Annotated in this window: 19 protein-coding genes and 1 pseudogene; 8 read left to right on the top strand and 12 right to left on the bottom strand. The window is 72.2% G+C overall.

Annotated elements, in window-relative coordinates; genetic code table 11:
* Window positions 1–31: 31 nt before the first annotated feature.
* Window positions 32–238, bottom strand: a complete 207-nt coding sequence (locus tag DQE82_RS11180) for a hypothetical protein (protein ID WP_113972611.1) — start codon at window positions 236–238, stop codon at window positions 32–34.
* A gap of 123 nt (window positions 239–361) precedes the next feature.
* On the opposite strand from DQE82_RS11180, the gene DQE82_RS31315 reads away from it, so the two are divergent.
* A complete protein-coding gene (locus DQE82_RS31315; RefSeq protein ID WP_255423671.1) occupies window positions 362–493 on the top strand; it encodes a hypothetical protein in 132 nt (43 codons plus the stop codon).
* Window positions 494–954: 461 nt separating this feature from the next.
* Here the strand turns inward: DQE82_RS31315 and DQE82_RS11175 are convergent, their stop codons facing one another.
* The 4 genes from DQE82_RS11175 to DQE82_RS11160 all read right to left on the bottom strand — a co-directional run bounded on the left by DQE82_RS11175 (window position 955) and on the right by DQE82_RS11160 (window position 3,488).
* Window positions 955–1,503, bottom strand: coding sequence for a hypothetical protein (locus DQE82_RS11175; protein WP_147265135.1), 549 nt, complete (start codon window positions 1,501–1,503; stop codon window positions 955–957).
* Between the two features lie 173 nt (window positions 1,504–1,676).
* Window positions 1,677–2,162 carry a hypothetical protein gene (locus tag DQE82_RS11170; RefSeq protein ID WP_113972610.1) on the bottom strand — a complete coding sequence of 162 codons (486 nt, stop codon included), beginning with the start codon at window positions 2,160–2,162 and terminating at the stop codon, window positions 1,677–1,679.
* A gap of 63 nt (window positions 2,163–2,225) precedes the next feature.
* Window positions 2,226–2,783: a hypothetical protein gene (locus DQE82_RS11165; RefSeq protein WP_233514643.1), complete on the bottom strand. Its 558-nt coding sequence runs from the start codon at window positions 2,781–2,783 to the stop codon at window positions 2,226–2,228.
* Window positions 2,784–2,891: 108 nt separating this feature from the next.
* Complete coding sequence (locus DQE82_RS11160) at window positions 2,892–3,488, bottom strand: XRE family transcriptional regulator (RefSeq protein ID WP_113972609.1); 597 nt, start codon at window positions 3,486–3,488, stop codon at window positions 2,892–2,894.
* Window positions 3,489–3,671: 183 nt separating this feature from the next.
* On the opposite strand from DQE82_RS11160, the gene DQE82_RS11155 reads away from it, so the two are divergent.
* From DQE82_RS11155 to DQE82_RS11145, 3 genes and pseudogenes are all read left to right on the top strand, one after another.
* Window positions 3,672–4,868: a helix-turn-helix domain-containing protein gene (locus DQE82_RS11155; RefSeq protein ID WP_113972608.1), complete on the top strand. Its 1,197-nt coding sequence runs from the start codon at window positions 3,672–3,674 to the stop codon at window positions 4,866–4,868.
* 267 nt (window positions 4,869–5,135) lie between these two features.
* A pseudogene (locus DQE82_RS31450) lies at window positions 5,136–5,513 on the top strand (hypothetical protein); the annotation flags it as partial.
* Window positions 5,499–5,681 (top strand): hypothetical protein, encoded by a 183-nt coding sequence (locus DQE82_RS11145; protein WP_245255597.1) that lies wholly within the window; start codon window positions 5,499–5,501, stop codon window positions 5,679–5,681. The pseudogene DQE82_RS31450 and the gene DQE82_RS11145, both read left to right, overlap by 15 nt.
* 7 nt (window positions 5,682–5,688) lie before the next feature.
* On the opposite strand, the gene DQE82_RS11140 is transcribed toward DQE82_RS11145, so the two are convergent.
* From DQE82_RS11140 to DQE82_RS11125, 4 genes are all read right to left on the bottom strand, one after another.
* Complete coding sequence (locus DQE82_RS11140) at window positions 5,689–6,198, bottom strand: DUF3592 domain-containing protein (protein ID WP_113972606.1); 510 nt, start codon at window positions 6,196–6,198, stop codon at window positions 5,689–5,691.
* Window positions 6,199–6,331: 133 nt separating this feature from the next.
* Complete coding sequence (locus DQE82_RS11135) at window positions 6,332–8,047, bottom strand: ABC-F family ATP-binding cassette domain-containing protein (protein ID WP_233514642.1); 1,716 nt, start codon at window positions 8,045–8,047, stop codon at window positions 6,332–6,334.
* A 201-nt stretch (window positions 8,048–8,248) separates the two neighbouring features.
* Window positions 8,249–10,096, bottom strand: a complete 1,848-nt coding sequence (locus DQE82_RS11130) for a glycoside hydrolase family 15 protein (protein WP_043329230.1) — start codon at window positions 10,094–10,096, stop codon at window positions 8,249–8,251.
* A gap of 58 nt (window positions 10,097–10,154) precedes the next feature.
* Window positions 10,155–11,135, bottom strand: a complete 981-nt coding sequence (locus DQE82_RS11125) for an NAD(P)/FAD-dependent oxidoreductase (protein ID WP_064448319.1) — start codon at window positions 11,133–11,135, stop codon at window positions 10,155–10,157.
* A 79-nt stretch (window positions 11,136–11,214) separates the two neighbouring features.
* Between DQE82_RS11125 and DQE82_RS11120 the strand changes: the two genes are divergently transcribed.
* Both DQE82_RS11120 and DQE82_RS11115 read left to right on the top strand, forming a co-directional pair.
* Window positions 11,215–11,799, top strand: coding sequence for a helix-turn-helix domain-containing protein (locus DQE82_RS11120; protein ID WP_113972605.1), 585 nt, complete (start codon window positions 11,215–11,217; stop codon window positions 11,797–11,799).
* Between the two features lie 52 nt (window positions 11,800–11,851).
* Window positions 11,852–12,649 (top strand): alpha/beta fold hydrolase, encoded by a 798-nt coding sequence (locus DQE82_RS11115; RefSeq protein WP_043329232.1) that lies wholly within the window; start codon window positions 11,852–11,854, stop codon window positions 12,647–12,649.
* Window position 12,650: 1 nt separating this feature from the next.
* Here the strand turns inward: DQE82_RS11115 and DQE82_RS11110 are convergent, their stop codons facing one another.
* Window positions 12,651–14,078 (bottom strand): MFS transporter, encoded by a 1,428-nt coding sequence (locus DQE82_RS11110; RefSeq protein ID WP_113972604.1) that lies wholly within the window; start codon window positions 14,076–14,078, stop codon window positions 12,651–12,653.
* Between the two features lie 74 nt (window positions 14,079–14,152).
* Window positions 14,153–14,611 (bottom strand): MarR family winged helix-turn-helix transcriptional regulator, encoded by a 459-nt coding sequence (locus DQE82_RS11105; RefSeq protein ID WP_113972603.1) that lies wholly within the window; start codon window positions 14,609–14,611, stop codon window positions 14,153–14,155.
* A gap of 131 nt (window positions 14,612–14,742) precedes the next feature.
* On the opposite strand from DQE82_RS11105, the gene DQE82_RS11100 reads away from it, so the two are divergent.
* Window positions 14,743–15,594, top strand: a complete 852-nt coding sequence (locus tag DQE82_RS11100; RefSeq protein ID WP_370446792.1) for a universal stress protein — start codon at window positions 14,743–14,745, stop codon at window positions 15,592–15,594.
* Window positions 15,595–15,777: 183 nt separating this feature from the next.
* Window positions 15,778–17,004 (top strand): ROK family transcriptional regulator, encoded by a 1,227-nt coding sequence (locus DQE82_RS11095; protein WP_113972601.1) that lies wholly within the window; start codon window positions 15,778–15,780, stop codon window positions 17,002–17,004.
* A 92-nt stretch (window positions 17,005–17,096) separates the two neighbouring features.
* Here DQE82_RS11095 and DQE82_RS11090 read toward each other — a convergent pair whose 3' ends face one another.
* Window positions 17,097–18,029, bottom strand: coding sequence for a phosphotransferase (locus DQE82_RS11090; protein WP_113972600.1), 933 nt, complete (start codon window positions 18,027–18,029; stop codon window positions 17,097–17,099).
* Window positions 18,030–18,058 lie beyond the last annotated feature (29 nt).

Below are 18,058 nucleotides of genomic sequence, written 5' to 3'. Positions count from 1 at the left end.
ACGAGTAGCCCGTTGACGACCTGCAATGAGGTCAGGCGCTCCAGCCACCGACGCCACCGCTGCCGGTGTTGCCGCCGTCCGTCCGGTTCCGATGGTCGTCGAGCCTGCGGCGGGCCACGGCGGATGCCTGGAGGTCACGCACCTGGCCGCCGTCGACTGGTGTCTTCCGGCTATGGCGCCACAGTGCGACCGCAGCGACGGCCGCCGCGATGATGATCAGAACGATGAGCCAGCGCACTTCGACCTCCCTGGGTGAGATGCCTGCCCCCACTGTGAGGCAGCCGGTCAAGGCTGGTTCCAGGGCGCCTCGACAACGAATGAGCCGCCGGAGATCAGGCTCGGAGCCGTACCCTCCGGGGCTGTGGAACTGGACGATGCATCGTGGGGCAGGGCACTGGTCCTCGTTATGGAACTGCGCGACCCCGCCATTCCTGACGTCGAGGGGTTCGGGGCGACCGACCTGCGCCCTGTTGACCTTCATGCGAGGATCTGAGGTGTGATTCTCCACCGAAGGGGCAGTGCCTCGTAGGCAGCCGCAGCCCCGATCACTTCGCCGCCGCGTGCGCATCACGCGAAGCCCGTGGGCCCGTTATCGGGATGTTCCTGGACTCTCCGGTCCCGCGAACGCTGCCATCCGTCTGGTGGAAGGGCGGCGGTGGCTCCCGGGCACGGTGGCCGCCGCCATCAGGATCTGGGGCGCGCATGCGTACGGCAGCCGGCATCGGTGGAAGCCGTGGGAAGCGGAGTTCGCCTGTTCCTGCTGTGGCGAAGCCTGGGCACGACTGCGCTTGGAAGAGGCAATCGTCTCGCTGCCAAGCCATGCCGGGCGAGAGCTTCAGGTAGTTGTCGACCGCCTGGACGACGCATTGTTGAGGCGTACCCATCACGATCCTCAAACGCCCGGTCACGACCCCTGGTGGCTGCGCCGCTGTTGATCAAGCGGAAACGCTCTTACTACGTCGTTTTCGTCGGGTGGAACCGCCGGTAGATGGCAGGTAGGAACAGCAGAATCAGGACGACGATCGCTGCTCCCACGAGTAACGGTGGCCCCAGCGAGTCAGCGAGGCGGATCCCGCTCGGTGCCGAGGTGTGCTGAGGCGCGTTCGGGTTGTCAGGGCTTCCGGCGAACGAGCCCCGATTTGCGATGAACGCCTGGCCGCAGCAGAGGGCCATTGGAATGGTCAGGATGCAGGTCATCGTATGTGCCCACGCTCTGCCTCGCACGAGACCCACCAGCGACAGGAGCAGGCCGGCCATAGCGAGACCGGACAGGACCACCGTCAGCCGGCCGACGACCTCGGCCCCCAGGTCGGCAAGCCCGTTCCGGTTCGCTGCCTCCTCCGGCGACACGTGGTACACGACGTCCCAGTGCGTGAGGTCATAGAGGACTGTTACGGCGTTGAGCGTCAACCCGAGCACCAGTAGGCCGACCGCGACGGCCGGTGCGAACAGCGGCCATCGAGACGTCGACCCTCGCCGGCGGTTGGCCCTCTTGATGATCACTCGGCGGACCATACACAAGCTGATCTGGCGTCAGGGGCACATCGCTCTTGGGGTGACAGCAACGCCGATAGCAAGAGGCCCGGCGAGCGGCGGATGGCTGGAGATCAGGCTTGGAGCCGTACCCTTCGGGCTGCGGATCCTGCGCTGCCCGGACGTCATCACCCTGATGTTCTTCAACCAGCCCGAGTTGACGGACGAGGAGGTGATAGATGGTCGTGCAGGAACGACCGCGCCGCGTCCTTCATGGCTGCCACCGCCTCCTCCGTCTGATCCGGCGCTGCGCCGCAATCGGCGTACAGGTACAGGAAGCGGTAGCCCACCTCGCGCAGCTCCTCAGAGGGAAAGTAGGCCGACTGCCAGTAGATCTCGTGCGCCAGGTCCTCGGGGTCGCCCTCTCCGGCGATGATGCTCGCCGCTGCCGCACGCATGAGGTGCAGCCGGGCGCCGCTCTCGTCCGGGACCGGCGAGCCGAGTTCCTCCATCGCCTGCCGGAACAGGTCGACGGCTTCCCGGGACTGGCCCTTCGACAGACCGGCGAGCTCACGCAGGCTCGGCGAGTCGACACCACGGGCCAGAGCGTGCGCGGCCGCCATCGCCAGGTCGTCGCCGACCGGCTCGTCCATCGCCAGCCGGACGGCAAGGTCGCGCAGTCGCTCCATCCCCGAGAGGCTAGGCGGTACGTGGGGCCGTGTCCGCCCATGGGGACGCGATTGCGCGACGGGTCAGCGAATGCCCGCGTCGTGGAGCCGCCGGGTGGCACCCGGATCGATGGTGGTCCGCACGAGCGAACCGGGCGCGTCTGAGGATCCAGTACTGAACGCGGTCACCACCAGCACGACGACCAGCACCGGCATCAACAGCGTCCGGACCAGCATGGCCCAGCACGCCTTGAGGCCGACCCGGCCGCCGTCCTTGGCCCTGACGAGTTGGGTGCCGGTGAGCAGCGCGCCGAGCGCCCGGCCGTTGCCGTAGCAGAGGCCGTAGAGCAGCGGCACCACCACGAGCAACGAGAGGCTCGCCCCGGCGGCGAAGTTGTCGGACAGGGTGACCGCGCGGTCCACCAGGGACAGGGCGACGACGCCCGCCCCGACACCGAACAGGAACACCGTGAAGTCGACGAGCCAGGCCAAGGCCTGCGCCCCGGTGCCGGCCCGGACGTACAGGCCGCCGTTGCCGAACGTCGCGATCCGCTTCGCCTCCCGGGGGCCGAGTACGTGCTCCGCCTGCGCCTGGGCGGCTTCCAGCCGGGTCAGTGGGTGGCCCGTGGCGCGGACTGTCACAGCGCTCTCCTGTTGTGTCGTGGGCACCGGGCGTTTCGCCGGATCCGGACGCCGTGCCGTGTCGTACCCCGAGTGCAGAGTAGTCGGCGCCAGAACAAGGCCACGGCGCTATGTCGCTGAGGTGTTGTACCGGTCCAGCGTCGCCTTGGAGGTCGACGCGTCGCGGAAGACGAGCTCCCACGGGCCGGTGTTCACATCCATGTCCTTGCCGAACCCGACCCACTTTCCGGCCATCCGCCGGCCCGTCGGCTCGGCGCGGAGCTGGATCGCTCCGTGATAGCGGGCGCCTCGGTAGTAGCCGGCCGGATCGGTCTGCTCCACCCAGGTGCCGGTGACAACGGCCCCGTCCACGGTCAGGTCCAGCGACAGAGATGAGGACGCCGACCCGGGCAGGCTGCGCGCGGTCAGCCTGTCGCCGTGCTGCAGCAGGACGACGAAGTGCTGTCCGGCGAAGGACTCCTCCCGTCCGCTGGAGTAGTACTGGTAGCGGCTGAGCCACACGCCCTCGTATGACCTGTGCGCCGTGCTGGGCTCGGCAGCCGGCGTCGGCGTGGCCAGGTTCGACACGGGCGAGGTCAGGTCGTGGCCACCCTGTTGGTCGTCGGCCACGTGCCCACCGGGCACCGCGGCGAAGCCGAGCAGTGAGATGGGCAGGCCGGTGACGACCTCCAGCGCGCGTGCGAAGTCGTCCTGGTTCATGCGCATCCCGTTATCGAGGGCGCCCAGGGCCGTGTCGGAGCGGCCATGAGCGACACGATAGCGCTGTGTCGCAGTGGTGTCACCGTTGGTGCATGGCCCGTAGGTCATCGACGAGCGGCGTTTCGGGGTACGGTCGACAGAATGGCGGCCGGGTGAGTTCGCCGGGCCTCTTGAGCTTGGAGCTGGGCTATGGCTTCCTCCGTCGATCCGCGCTTCGGGGCAGCTCTGCGCGAGTTTCGGGAGCGGCGTGGTCTGTCGCTTCGGTCCCTCGGGCAGCTCGCCCATCGAAGCAAGAGCCATCTGCACGAGCTGGAAGCAGGGCTCAAGGCTCCGACTGTCGACACGGCGCGCCACTTGGACCGGATTCTCGACGCCGGAGGTGTGCTTGCTCGGCTGGTCGATGCGCCGATCGACCATGCGGCCGAGGCGGGCGAGTTGCGGGCGAGGGTTGCCGCCAGTGATGTCAGCGGTGAGGTGCTCGAACGGATCGAGCAGGGCGTCGACGACCTCGCCAGCTCCTATCCGACTATGGCGCCGGCGGATCTGTTGCCGCTGGTGCGGCGACATCTGGCCTATGTGGTGCGGCTGCTGGACGGACGGGTCACGCTTGCTCAGCAGCGTCGGCTGTTGGTTGCGGGCGGTTGGTTGGCGGTGCTGCGGGCCACCGTTCACATCGACCTGCGGCAGCGCGGTGCGGCGGCTGCCCATCTGCGTGCTGCTCGTGAGCTTGCCGAACACGCCGAGCATGCGGAGATCCAGGCGTGGTGTCTGGAGACCCGGGCCTGGGACGTGTTGACGCAAGGTGACTACCGGACGGCACTCGATCTGTCTCATCAAGCACAGCGGGTCGCGCCGAAAGGCAGCTCGGCCAGGATTCAGGCGACTGCCCAGGAAGCTCGCGCGTGGGCGCGGATCGGTGATGTGGCCGCCACCCGGCGAGCGCTGGAGCGGGTGGAGCGGTTGACGGCGAATCTGCCCGTTCCGGAACGGGCCGAGCATCACTACCGCTACGACCCCGCGAAGGCCGCCGCCTATATGGCCACGACGTTGGCGTGGGCCGGTGACCCGGCTGCCGAGCAGGTGGCGCGGGCGGTACTGACCGATCTGGACCCGCACGGTGATGGGGGAGCGCGTCCTCGCCGTTCCGCGTCGGCGCGTCTCGACCTCGGACTTGCCCTGGTCGCCGCCGACCAGCCGGATGAGGCGGTTGCGCTCGGGGCGCAGGCGGTGGCGTCCGGGCGGGTGGTGCCGTCGAACTGGTGGCGAGCCGCGGAACTGCTCGCGAAGGTGGAGCAGTCGGGCGTGCCGGAGGCCGCGATGTTGCGTGACCTGTGCGTCGAGTACGCCCCCGCCCGCCGATCGACAGCGGACAGCACACCTGGTTAGCGGACAGTCACCTCCTGGATCGTGGACGCGCTCGGCGTGACGCTGGATCTCCACCGGGCGCGGAAAGGCACATCAGCAGGTGTCCTCCGTGCCCTCACCACGGAGGGCCGGACAGATGACGGTGACCATTGGGCTCCTGCGACGGCTCGTCGGTCGGTACCTTCCGCCGTCGACGGTGTCCGGCTTCGGCGAGCGCATCCAGGCGATGGAGCAGGAGATCGCCAGACGTCGTTTGCTGGATCAGGCGCGAGGCGGGCAACGGTCCCCGGACGGCGACGCCTCGCGGGAACGCCGCGTCTCGTACGACGCTTACCTGTCGGCCGCCGCGTTGACGTTCGCCCGGCGGCATCGGCCGGTGTGGTGCTGGCGGCGGTGGCGACGGGTTTGCCGGTGCGGAGCCGACCTGCCCTGTCATTCGCGGCATCGGCTCCCGATCAATCGTGGTCACTGGCCACAGGCGGGTGACGAGTGATCGGCGGGCCGGAGGAGATGATCCTCGCGGTACACGTGCGGGGACTCGACGGCATGTGTGCCGGGTGCCGGGCGTGGTGGGCACGGCTCACGCCGTACCCGTGCTGGCAGGCGGAATGGGCGACGAGTCGGCAGGCGCGGGCGATCACCGCGCGGTTCCTGGAGGGTGCGCGCACTCGCAGGCGTGAGCTGCGGGCGGAGTACGCCGGCGCGCCGGTGTCACTGGCTCTGTATCTCGGCGCCTACCTCGTGCAAGCCTCCGAGGACATGCCCTGGGCGCCTGCCGGCGCGCTGCACCGCCGCTTCGTCGGGTGGACCCGGGAGGCCGGTCCGCAGGGGTGATGACTGCTCAGAGTCGCCGCTCCCGCAGCCGCCGCCGGAACCGCATCCACTCGGCCGGTACGACGAGGCAGCCCGCCACCGCGGGCGGCACGGTCACCAGGAAGTCCGGCCACCGCCAGATCGGCGCGTCCGCTTCCCGCAGGTGGGTGGGGTGCCGGGGGTCGTACCGGACCGCTATCACGTCGCCGGCGGCCGGCCGGCGCGCCGGGTTCTCCAGGATCGCTGTCGTGCCCACCGGACCCGAGACGTAGACGACGTTCAGGGACTTGCCGCGCCCCTCGTAGTTGGCGCGTACCACCTCGGCCTCGGCGATCTGCCCCCTGGTCTCCAGCATGCGGTTCTCCCACACCTGCCACCCGACGAAGGTCAGGAACAGCGCGGTGAACAGGGACGTGACGAGCAGCCAGAGACCGGCTGTCAGCACGGTCGCCCCCTCGCCCCGTAGCAGGCCGAGGACGACCTCCTCGTAGCGCGAGGGGCGGCTGACGGGGCCGGCGCCCGCTCCGTCGACAGACATCCCGCCGCTCCTTCGCCGACTGCCCCGGACATCCACGGTAGCCAGCGCGCCCAGCCCGGTGGGGAATAGGTGACGAGAAGTCGATATGACTGAGAGGCATAAATATACCTCTCAGTCATATCGCTCGAAGCACTCAGTCTTCCGGCCGGGCATCACCCTCCGTGACAGAACGGCCTGGCGCCGCCGGGGCGGTGAGCGACAGCGTGGGCCACGCCGCCAGGTCGTGGAGCATCTGCCGGTCGTGGGTGGCGACCACCACCGCGGCCCTCGTCGTCAGCAGGGCGGCGGTGAGGTCGTCGACCAGCGGCGCCGACAGGTGGTTGGTGGGTTCGTCGAGGATCAGCAGGTCGGGACGTTCGGCCAGGCGCAGCGCCAGGTTCAGCCGCCGTTGCTGTCCGTGCGACATCCGGCCGACGGGGGTACGCCGGGCCTCGGCGTCGAGCAGGTTCGTCGCGCTCAGCGGCAGGGCCGTGCCGGAGCCGACGCGCCCGGCGGAGCGCAACCGGCCCACGTGCTGCTCGTACAGGTCGTGGGCGAGCAGCGCCGGTGGCCAGTCGGGCACCTCCTGACCGAGGTACGCGACGCGCGCCCCGGACAGGTGCCGGACCTCCCCGGTCGACGGCATGAGGTCACCGGCCAGCACGGAGAGCAGCGTCGACTTGCCCGCGCCGTTGGGTCCGGTCACCAGCAGGCGGTCCCCGCCGTCGAGCGTGAGCGTGACCCGGGTACGCAGGCGCCCGGCCACCGTCACGTCGTGGCAGCGCAGGATCGGCAGTCCGGGACGGGTGTCCAGCGGTGGCCAGCGCAGCGGCTGCGGTGGCTCCGGCACGGTGACGCGGTGCGCGTCGAGCGCCTCCTGCCGGCGGCGCAGCGCCTGGACCAGTCCGGGCGCGCGGGACTGGCGCTGGTGCTTGCCGTGTCCCTTCTCCGGCCGCCAGCCGGTGCTGAGGCGGTCCTGCGCCTCCCGTACCCCGTCGGCCAGCCGCTGGTGCTCGGCCTGCTGCGCCTCGTGGTCGCGTACCCAGTGCGCGAAGTCGCGGCGGCGCCCGTCCTGCCAGGCGGCGTAGTCCCCGGCGTAGCGGCGCGGGCGCCCGTCCGCGCTGGGGTCGAGGTCCAGGAACTCCGTGGCGACGTCCCGCAGCAGGGCGCGGTCGTGGGTCACCAGCACGACGCCGCCCGGGTGGTCGCGTAGCCGGGCGGTGAGGAAGGCCAGGCTGTCCGCGTCGAGGTGGTTGGTCGGCTCGTCCAGCATCAGCAGGTCCACCCGCGCTCCCAGCAGGCATGCCAGCCGGACCCGGTAGCGCTGGCCGACGGACAGCGTGGCCAGCTCCCGGTCCCGGTCCGGGCAGGCGTCGAGGCCGGCCAGCGCCACGTCGACGCGCCGCTGCGCGTCCCAGGCGTCCAGCCGGGTCGCCGCGTCCAGGGCAGCGGCGTACGCGTCGTCCGCGCCCGCCCGGCCCTCGGTGAGCGCGATCGCGGCCTCGTCGAACGCCCGCAGCGCGCGTTCGGACTCCCGGATCGCCTCCCGGACGAGCGTGCCCACCGTCTCGCCGTGGCGCGACTCCAGGTTCTGCCGGGCGACGCCGATCGTGCCCAGCCGTTCCACCACGCCCTGGTCGGGAGCGATGAGGCCGGCCAGCACGTGCAGCAGGGTGGTCTTGCCACGGCCGTTCTCGCCGACGACCGCCAGGCGGGAACCGGCGGAGACGGTCACGCTGACGTCGGACAGCACGACCCGGCCGCCGAGTACGACGCGGACGCCGTCGGCCCGCACGTGCGCCCGGTGCCCGGCGGGCAGCGAACCGCCCGAGGTGGATGGGAAGGAAGGAATGTTGTCGAGGTTGTGCACAGTCCGCTCTTCGGCTCGTCGTGGAGCCGGGCAGCGCGAGGACACCGCCCGGCGGGAACGCCGGGACGGCGGAGCAGAGCTGGTACGTCAGAAGAAGCCGGTCACCCTGCCGCCGTCAGCGGAGGGACCAGGGCTTCATGACAGCGGCGAAGAACCTCATGCGGCAAACAGTACCCGGCTCCGGGCCGGAGATCACCGGAGTTACCGGCGGAGGCGGGCGGAGGCCTCGGCGTCGAGCAGGTCGTTCACCGCCAGCGCCGAGTTGATCAGGGCGAGGTGGCTGAACGCCTGCGGATAGTTGCCGATCTGCTCACCGGTGGAGGCGATCTCCTCGGCGTAGAGCCCGAGGTGGTTGCTGAAGGTGAACATCTTCTCCAGGGTGAGCCGGGCGTCGTCCAGCCGGCCGGAGCGGGCCAGCGCCTCGACGTACCAGAACGTGCACATGTTGAACGTGCCCTCGTGACCGGGGAGCCCGTCGGGGGAGTGGACCGGGTCGTACCGGTGGACCAGGCTGTCCGAGACCAGGTCCCGCTCGATCGACTCGAGGGTGGACAGCCACAGCGGGTCGGTGGGCGTGACGAAGCCGACCGCCGGCATGTAGAGGAGGGCGGCGTCGAGCACGTTCTCGTCGTACGCCTGCACGAAGCTGCCGCGTTCCCGGTGGAAACCGCGGGCCATGACCTGGTTGTAGATCCGGTTGCGTTGTTCGGTCCAGCAGTGCATGTCGCCGGGCCGGCCGGTGCGGGTGGCCAGCCGGATGGCGCGGTCCAGCGCCACCCACGACATCACCCGGCCGAACGTGTAGTTGCGGGGGTGGTGGCGGCTCTCCCAGATGCCGGCGTCGCGCTGGTCCCAGTTGTGGCAGAGCCAGTCGATCAGCCGCACGGTGCTCTTCCACACCTGGTGCGACACCCGGATGCCCTGCTCGTCGGCGAGGTGCATGGCGTAGAGCGCCTCGCCGTGGATGTCGAGCTGGAGCTGGTCGGCGGCGCCGTTGCCGATCCGCACCGGACGGGAGCCGCGGTAGCCCTCCAGGTGGTCGAGCACCTCCTCGTGCAGGTCCGAGGACCCGTCCACCCGGTACATGATCTTCAGTGGGTCCTGGTGGTCGCCGGCCTCGCGGATGCGCTCGTCCAGCCAGTCCATGTACCGGCTGACCTCCTCGGTGAACCCGAGGCCGAGCAGCGCGTGCACGGAGAACGAGGTGTCGCGTACCCAGGTGTAGCGGTAGTCCCAGTTGCGGGAGCCGCCGACCAGCTCGGGCAGCGCGGCGGTCGGCGCGGCGATCATCGCGCCGGTCGGCGCGTACGTCATGAGCTTGAGCGTGATGGCCGAGCGCTCGACCATCTCCCGCCAGCGCCCGGTGTAGCGGGAGCGCTCGACCCAGCGCCGCCAGTAGTCCCGGGTCCACTCGAACATGCCCTGGACCTCTTCCGGCGGAATGATCCTGGGCTCGTCGATGCCGGTCTCCAGGACCACCCCGCCGGTGTCGCCCTCCTGCAACGTGCCGTAGGCGATCAGGTCGCCGTCCTCCATGCGGATCTCGCCGGTCTTGGCCCAGAGCTGCCGCACCGGATCGATCGGGTTGAAGGCGAGCGTCGCCGACCGGCTCCGGAACAGGTAACCGTTGCGGTGCCGCTCCAGCTCGTGGCTCTCCCGGGCGAAGTCGAAGCGCGGCCGGCACTCCACCCGGAACCGCATGCTGCCGCGCACCATGTTGACCATGCGCACGATGCGGTGCGAGTCGGTGACCCGCTCGCCGGTCACCGGCATGAAGTCCATCACCTCGGCGACGCCGTCCGCGCTGATGAACCGGGTGATCAGGATCGGCGTGCCGGGGAGGTAGAGCTGCTTCGTGACGTACCGGACGTCGTGCGGGGCGATCTGGAAGAAGCCGCCCTTGTCCTTGTCCAGCAACGCGCAGAAGACGCTGGGCGAGTCGAAGCGCGGCGCGCAGAACCAGTCGATCGTCCCGTCACAGGTCACCAGCGCCGCGGTCTGAAGGTCGCCGATGAGCCCGTGATCCTCGATCGCCGGATAGCTCTTCACGTCGCCCCCCAGGTTCCGACTGCCCTCTCCGACTCAACCTAGGGGAAGAATTGTCAGGTTAGAGGGGATTCGTGGTCACCCACCCTCGCGCGTCACGCCGCGCCTCGACCGCCCGGCGGGTCTCCTCGTTCACCAGTTCCGCGTTGATCATCGCCGCGGTCCGGGCACCAGCCGCGGCAGCGGCCCCGACCTGCGCCGACAGGTCGGTCACGTTGCCCGCGACCCACACCCCGGGCACCTCGGTACGCCCCGACTCGTCGGCCGGCAGGTACTCGCCCATCCCGCTGGGGTGCGGTTGCGGCCGCAGTCCCAGTCCGGCCAGGAACCCGGTGCGCGCGACCATCCGGGGCGCGACGGTCAGCACCTCCCGGTCGACGGTGCGGCCGTCGCGCAGGCGTACCCCGGTCACCCGGTCCCCGGCCGTCTCGACGGCCGCGACCTCGCCCTCGACCACCGGCACGCCGCGGGCGGCGAGCTGCTCGGCCTGCTCGTCGGTCAGCGGCGGCGCGGTGTGCCGCAGGTAGACCACGTCGTCGCTCCACTGCCGGAACAGCAGCGTCTGGTGCACCGACATCGGGCCGCTGCCGATCACCCCGATCGGCCGGTCCCGCACCTCCCAGCCGTGGCAGTACGGGCAGTGCACCAGGTCCCGGCCCCAGCGCTCGCGCAGGCCGGGCACCTCGGGCAGCTCGTCGACCAGGCCGGTGGCGACGAGCACATGACCGGCGCGTACCCGCCGGCCGTCGGCGAGCGTCACCTCGAAACCGTCGCCGTCGCGGCGTACCGCCTCGACCCGGCCCTCGGCCAGGTGCCCGCCGTAGCCGCGGACCTCGTCCCGGCCGCGCGCCAGCAGTTCGGCCGGCGGTACGCCGTCGTGGCCCAGCAGCGCGTGCACGCCGTCGGCGGGCGCGTTGCGCGGTTCGCCGCCGTCCACCACGAGCACCGACCGGCGTGCCCGGGCCAGCATCAGCGCGCCGCTCAGCCCGGCCGCGCCGCCGCCGATCACCAGTACCTCGTAGTCCTCACGTAGCTCGGTCATCGTGACCACCTCCGCGACCAGACTGCGGCGGGGAAGCGCAGAACCGCAAACTCTCTTGCTGATGTGGCAAACTGGGGGCATGGATGTCGACCTCGACCAGGCCCTCGACGCGGTCGGTCCCCGGCTGCGCGCGCTGCGGCGTGAGCGGGAGACCACGCTCACCGACCTCTCCGCCACCACCGGCATCTCGGTGAGCACGCTGTCCCGGCTGGAGTCCGGCGGCCGCAAGCCCACCCTCGAACTGCTGCTCCCGCTCGCCCGCGCGCACGGCGTGACGCTGGACGAGCTGGTCGGCGCCCCGCCCACCGGCGACCCTCGCGTCCACCTGCGGCCGGTCGCCGCGTTCGGGATGACCATGCTGCCGCTCACCCGCCGCGCCGGCGGCATCCAGGCGTACAAGCTGATCATCCCGGCCGGCGGCCGGTCCGAGCCCGAACCGAAGACCCACGAGGGGTACGAGTGGGTCTACGTGCTCAACGGGCGGCTGCGGCTCGTGCTCGGCGAGCACGACCTGGTGATGGTCCCCGGTGAGGCGGCCGAGTTCGACACCCGCGTACCGCACTGGTTCGGGCGTGCCGACAGCGAGGGGGTGGAGTTCCTCAGCCTCTTCGGCAGCCAGGGCGAACGCGCCCACCTGCGCGCCCGCCCCCGCGCGTCGAGCTGAGCGGCGACGGTAAACACGCCCGCCGCGGCATCGGCGGCGCGACGATCGGCGGGTGAGCTATGCGGACGTCGGCGGGCTGCGGATCTGGTACGAGGAGCACGGGGCCGGCAAACCGTTGGTCCTGCTGCACGGCGAGTACGGCTCGACGGAGACGTTCGCGCCGGTCCGCCCGGCGCTGGCCACGCGCCGGCGGCTGATCGCCGTCGACCTGCAGGGCCACGGCCGCACCGCCGACGTGGACCGGCCGCTGCGGTACGAGTCGATGGCCGACGACGTCGCCGGGCTGCTGCGTCACCTCGGCCTGCCCCGGGCCGACGTGCTCGGCTACTCCCTCGGCGGCGGGGTGGCCCTGCGTACCGCGATTCAGCACCCCGACCTGGTCCGGCGCCTGGTGCTGGTCTCCACGCCGTTCCGGCGGCGCGGCTGGTACCCGGAGACGCTCGCCGCGATGTCCGCCCACGACGAGCGCGTCGCGCAACGGATGCGCGGCACCCCGCTCCACGAGCGGTACGCGCGGGTGGCGCCCCGCCCGCAGGACTGGCAGGCGCTCTGGGCCCGCGGCGGCGAGCTGCTGCGGCGGGACTACGACTGGTCCGCCGAGGTGGCCGCGCTGCCGATGCCGGTGCTGCTGGTCTTCGCCGACGCGGACGAGATCCCGGTGAGCCACGCGGCGGAGTTCTTCGGCCTGCTCGGCGGCGGCCACCGGGACGCGGGCGGCGACGGAACCGGCCGCCCCGCGTCCCGGCTGGCGGTGCTGCCCGGGCTGACCCACTACGACGTGCTGACCTCGCCCGCGCTGCCGGCGGCGGTGCTGCCGTTCCTCACCCATCCGGCGCGCGCCCCGGGCTGACTCAGCCCACCAGCGCCGGAGCGTCCGCGCCCGCCGTCGTGCGCGGGCGCAGCAGCGCGTACGCGAGCCCGACGGCGACCACGAGCAGCCCGGCGCCGATCGCGAACGCCAGGTGGAATCCGCTGGTCAGCGCGGCGGCCCGGTCGTCGCCGAGCGCGAGGCGGTCCGCGGTACGGGCGGCGGCCAGCGTGGACAGCACCGCTACGCCGAACGCCATGCCGAGCTGCTGGGTGGTGTTGAACAGCCCGGAGGCGAGACCGGCGTCGTCGGGGCGGGCGGCGGACATGCCGAGCGCGGTCAGCGCCGGCAGCACCAGCCCGAACCCGCCGGCGAGCAGCATCACCGGGAGCACGTCGGGCAGGTAGCGGCCGTCCACCGGTACGCGGGCCAGCAGCACGAACATGGCGACGAGCAGGACGAGCCCGGCCAGCAGCACCGCCCGCTCGCCGAACCGGGCGTTGAGCCGGGCGGAGACGCCCAGCGACACCGCGCCGATGACGACTGCCGCCGGGAGCAGGGCCAGCCCGGTGCCTGTGGCGTCGTAGCCGAGCACCTGCTGGAGGTAGAGCGTGACGAGCACCTGGAACGCGAACGTCGACGCCACGGTGAGGATCTGGACCACGTTCGCCACCGCCACGCCGCGCGAGCGCAGGATCCGCAGCGGCATGAGCGGGCGGCGTGCGGTCGCCTGCCGGACGACGAACCCGGCGACCAGCGCGACGGCGAGCGCGCCGAGGCCGAGCGTGCGCGCCGACGTCGCCCCGTACCGCTCGATCGTGACCACCGTGTAGATGCCGAGCACCAGTCCGGCGGTGACCAGCAGCGCGCCCGCCACGTCGGCCCCGGCGGCCAGGCCGAGGCCCCGGTCGGCGGGCAGCGTACGGACCGCGAGCGCGATCGTGGCCAGGCCGATCGGCAGGTTGATCAGGAAGATCCAGTGCCAGCCCAGCGCGTCGGTGAGCAGGCCGCCGGCGACCTGGCCGATGGCCGCCCCGGCCGCGCCGGTGAAGGCGAACACGGCGATCGCCCGGCCCCGCTCGGCGGCGTCGGGAAAGAGCGTGACCAGGATGCCGAGGCTCACCGCGACCGCCGCCGCGCTGCCGACACCCTGGAGGAAGCGGGCCGCGACGAGCGTGGCGCTGTTCGCCGCCACCCCGGCCAGCACCGAGGCGGCGGTGAACAGCGCGGTGCCGCCGAGGAACATCGCCCGGCGTCCGACCAGGTCGCCCAGGCGGCCGGCGAGCAGGAGCAGGCTGCCGAACGCGATCAGGTACGCGTTCACCACCCAGCTCAGGCCGGCCGGGGAGAAGCGCAGGTCGCGCTGGATGGCCGGCATCGCCACGGTGACGATGCTGCCGTCGAGGATGGTCATCAGGGCGCTGGTGGCGAGCACGCCGAGGGCGAGCCGCCGCGAGCGGGGAGCGGACATGGAGTCCTCCTGTCGAGAGGTGCGACAGGAGGGACCGTAGCGGATAGTTCCGTTACGGACAATCTATTGAGGGACTATTGGCGAGCTCGGCGGGCCGGTTTCGGGCTCTGTACCGGCGTGGCCAGGTGGCCGGCGGCCAGGCGCTCCAGCGCGCGCAGGAAGACCGCCCGCTCGTCCTCCGGCAGGCTCGCCAGCGCCTCGGCGTGCACCCGGTCGACGATCTCCTGGCTGCGCGCGGCCACCCGGGCGCCCTCCTCGGTGACCGCGATGATCCGGGCCCGCCGGTCGGTACGCGACGGCCGCCGCTCGGCCAGCCCGGCCTGCTCCAGCGCGTCCACCGTCACCACCATCGTCGTCTTGTCCATGTCGCCCATCTCGGCGAGCTGGATCTGCGTACGCTCCTCGGGCAGCGCGTGCGCGAGCACGCAGTGCATCCGCGCGGTCAGCCCGATCTCGGCCAGGGCCGCCGCCACCCGGGTGCGCAGCACGTGACTGGTGTGGTCGAGCAGGTACGACAGGTCCGGGGTGCTCATCCGCCCAGCGTACCGATGGGTTCGTGGCGGATGATCCGGCGCGGACCCGGTCGGACCGCGGATACGATCTTGTGAGATGTCGTCGGCAGGAGAGGTTCGGTGCGGTGAGCGACGTGCACGGCAGGCAAGTGATGGTGGGTTACGACGGGTCTCCGGCCGCGAGCGCCGCCATCGAGGCGGGCGCGTTGCTGTTCCCCGGCGCGCACGCGTGGATCGGGCATCTGTGGACGCCTCCGTTCGCCAGCGAGGAACTGCGCAAGCGGCTCTGGACCGGCAAGCGCAACATCAACGCGTTCGTGGAGGCGATCGAGCGCGAGGGCGGCCGGGAGGCCGACCGGCTCACCTCCGTCGGCGTGATGCTGGCCCGCGCCGCCGGCTGGGACGCCGAGCCGCTCGTGTGCCGCAGCTACGGCGGTGAGGGGCTCCGGCTCGCCGAGCTGGCCGACGAGAAGCAGGCCGACGTGCTGCTGCTCGGCTCGCGCGGTCTGGGCGGCGCCCGGGCCGTGCTCGGCAGCGTCTCGGACATGGCCGTGCACTACAGCCCGCGGCCCGTCCTGGTGGTGCCGCACCCGCTGCTCACCGACGAGCACGACGCGCTCGCCGCCGGCCCGGTGGTGGTCGGCTGGGACGCCTCCGCCGGCGCCGAGGCGGCGCTCGACTCCACCCGGCGCCTCTTCCCCGAACGGGACGTCGTCCTGGTCGCCGTCGACGGCGACGAGGGGGAGACGCCCACCCCGGAGACGGCCGGCGGTTCGGTCACCGTCGTGCGGGTCAGCGCCGGACGCGGCGCCCAGGGACGCGCGGTGGCCGAGGCGCTCTCCGCCGTCGCCACCGAGCACAAGGCGAGCGCGGTGGTGGTCGGCTCGCGCGGACGGACGGCGATGCGCAAGATCCTGCTCGGCAGCGTCGCCATGGCCACCCTGCACCGTGCCCACCGGCCGGTGATGGTGGTGCCGCAGAGCCCGGTCCGCGAAGCGGAGTAACCCGGCGGCGCACGGGTGCCTCCCCGGCCGAGGGAGGCACCCGCTTCGTCACCGCTGCCCGCGGCGCGCCGGTCGGGCCCGCGATGGTTGAGGCAGCCGTCCCCGGAGGCGGGCGCTGGCACCCGTCGATGCGCGGCAACTATTCTCGGGTCACAAGCCAGTCGCCGTCTGACGGAGTGGTCGATGCGGAAGGGCCTGGTCGCGGACCGGCATGCGCAGGGGGACGGCCGCAGAGCCAACCTCGGCGCGCTGCTCCGGCGCGTCCACCTGACCGGCCCGGTCACCCGCGTCGAGCTGGCCGAGTGGATGGGCGTCAACCGCAGCACGGTCATGGCGCTCACCGCGGAACTGGCGTCGGCCGGTCTGGTCCGGGAGGTGGCGGCCGGCGGCAGCGGACGGGCGGGGCGACCCTCGCTTGTGGTCCGCCCGGCCTCGGACACCTTCTACGTGCTCGCCTTCGACATCGCCGTGGACCGGCTCGTGGCCGCCCGCGTCGGGCTCGGCGGCGTGGTGTCGGCCCGCCTGGAGGCGGAACGGCCACGGGCCGGGGCCGACCTCGACTCCGTCGTCTCGGTGCTCGCCGACTTCGGGCGGGCCCTGCACCACGCCGCGCCGGCCGGGTCGGTGTGCGTGGGCGTGGGCGCCTCGTACTGCGGCATGATCCGGCCGGGTGACGGGATGGTCCGCTTCGGACCGGACATGGGCTGGGTCGACCAGGCGTTCGGTGCCGAGCTGGCCCGGCGGCTCGACCTGGGCCTGCCGGTCCTGGTCGGCAACGAGGCGCACCTGGGCGCGCTGGCGGAGCACCAGCGGGGCGCCGGAGTCGGCGTGCAGAACGTCGTCTACCTGCACGGTGACGTGGGCGTCGGCGGCGGGATCATCGTCGGCGGTGAGCTGCTCGACGGCGACGGCGGGTACGCCTCCGAGGTCGGGCACATGCTCGTGAACCCGTACCAGGGGCGGCCCTGCGGCTGCGGCTCGCGCGGGTGCCTGGAGGCCGAGGTCGGCGAGCGGGCACTGCTCGACGCCGCCGGCCGCCCGGCGGGGGAGAAGGGGCGCGAGGCGGTACGGGCCGTGGTGGCCGCCGCCGCGCGGGGCGAGCCGGCGGCCCGGGACGCGGTGCGGCACATCGGTGACTGGCTGGGCATCGGCGTGGCGAACGTGATCAATCTGTTCAACCCCGGCGTGGTGATCTTCGGGGGCACGCTCAGCGAGGTCTTTCCGGTCTGCGCCGACCACGTCCGCAGCCGGATCGCCGCCAACGTGCTGCCCATCTCCCGCGACAAGGCCCGCCTGCGGGTGTCCGCGCTCGGCTACGACGCCACCTTGATCGGCGCCGCCGAACGGGGCTTCACCCCGTTGTTCGCCGACCCACTCGGCACCCTCACCCGCGCCTCGGTGCTTCGCTGATCTTGGAGTTGTGGCGCCTGGGATGTCGCTTTGGTGAGCCTTGTGAGGCGCCACAACTCCAAGATCGACGGCGGCACTCCGCGCGGGGCGGGTCAGGGGGTCAGGCGGTGGGTCAGCCAAGGGAGGAGAGCCTCGCCCTGTTGGCGCTGGAACGCTCGTACCGTGGGGATGCCGGGGGGTGGGGGCTGGCGGGCGCCGTCCAGGAAGAACCCCGTGAGGCCGGCCAGCACACCCGTCAGGTCGGTCGGGTCGACATTCGCGGTCAGCGGTCGGGCGGCGAGCAGCGCGTCCGGGTCGTGTCCGCCGTACACCTGGACGTTGACGACGGTGAACAGGGTGTCCAGCCAGGCCGGCCCGCGACAGGCCCACGGCCAGTCGACCACGGTGACCGATCCGTCCGGGCCGAGCAGCAGGTTGTCCGCGCGGACGTCGACGTGGCAGAGCGTGTCACCGGCGAGCGCGGCCAGGCCCCGGTCGGCGGCGGCGCACAGCTCGGGCAGGTGGGACCGGGCCCACGGGTCGAGGTCGGCCGGCGGGTCGGCGGCGAGGCGCCGCCAGCCGCCGAAGTCGTACGCGAGGTGTTCGGCGGCGGTGGTGGTTCCGGCGGCGGCGGGCGCCGGGGTGAGCGTCGCCGCCATCGTCTCCAGCGTGGACAGCACGGCGGCCAGCTCACCGGTACGCCACGGCGTGGCCGGGTGCCGGCCCTCGACGTCGGTGAAGACGAGCGCGATCCAGTGGCCGTCGTCGTAGCTGCCGAGCAGCCGGGGCGCGGGCGCGTCCGGGGGCAGGGCGGCGGCGATCCGGGCCTCGGCGCGGTGCAGGTGGGGACTGCGGTCGTTCTGCGCCGGGCTGACCGCCTTGACGAAGGCCCGGCCACCACCTGCGGTACGGACGCGGTCGGCGGTGCCGGGGGAGAAGCCGCCCGGCTGCGAGTGCGCCGCCACCACCCGGTCGCCGAGGACGCCCTCGACGCCGTCGCGTACGTCCCCGGGCAGTTCGTGCCAGTGCAGCCGAGTCTTCGTCACCGTTCCACGGTGCGTGCCGCCCGCCGTCC

Origin of the sequence: Micromonospora sp. LHW51205 (assembly GCF_003315815.1) — a bacterium.
In the GTDB taxonomy this organism is placed as follows: Bacteria; Actinomycetota; Actinomycetes; order Mycobacteriales; family Micromonosporaceae; genus Micromonospora; species Micromonospora chalcea.
The sequence above is the reverse complement of the archived record's forward strand: the minus strand, read 5'-3'. Positions and strand labels throughout refer to the sequence as shown.

What these genes read in the sequence shown, in the direction of transcription:
- DQE82_RS11095 (WP_113972601.1), top strand. Translation starts at nt 15,778, where the DNA reads ATGCGGAAGGGCCTGGTCGCGGACCGGCATGCGCAGGGGGACGGCCGC.
- DQE82_RS11120 (WP_113972605.1), top strand. Translation starts at nt 11,215, where the DNA reads ATGGATGTCGACCTCGACCAGGCCCTCGACGCGGTCGGTCCCCGGCTG.
- DQE82_RS11110 (WP_113972604.1), bottom strand. Translation starts at nt 14,078, where the DNA reads ATGTCCGCTCCCCGCTCGCGGCGGCTCGCCCTCGGCGTGCTCGCCACC.
- DQE82_RS11125 (WP_064448319.1), bottom strand. Translation starts at nt 11,135, where the DNA reads ATGACCGAGCTACGTGAGGACTACGAGGTACTGGTGATCGGCGGCGGC.
- DQE82_RS11160 (WP_113972609.1), bottom strand. Translation starts at nt 3,488, where the DNA reads ATGCGCATGAACCAGGACGACTTCGCACGCGCGCTGGAGGTCGTCACC.
- DQE82_RS11105 (WP_113972603.1), bottom strand. Translation starts at nt 14,611, where the DNA reads ATGAGCACCCCGGACCTGTCGTACCTGCTCGACCACACCAGTCACGTG.
- DQE82_RS11140 (WP_113972606.1), bottom strand. Translation starts at nt 6,198, where the DNA reads ATGTCTGTCGACGGAGCGGGCGCCGGCCCCGTCAGCCGCCCCTCGCGC.
- DQE82_RS11100 (WP_370446792.1), top strand. Translation starts at nt 14,743, where the DNA reads ATGGTGGGTTACGACGGGTCTCCGGCCGCGAGCGCCGCCATCGAGGCG.
- DQE82_RS11170 (WP_113972610.1), bottom strand. Translation starts at nt 2,162, where the DNA reads ATGGAGCGACTGCGCGACCTTGCCGTCCGGCTGGCGATGGACGAGCCG.
- DQE82_RS11155 (WP_113972608.1), top strand. Translation starts at nt 3,672, where the DNA reads ATGGCTTCCTCCGTCGATCCGCGCTTCGGGGCAGCTCTGCGCGAGTTT.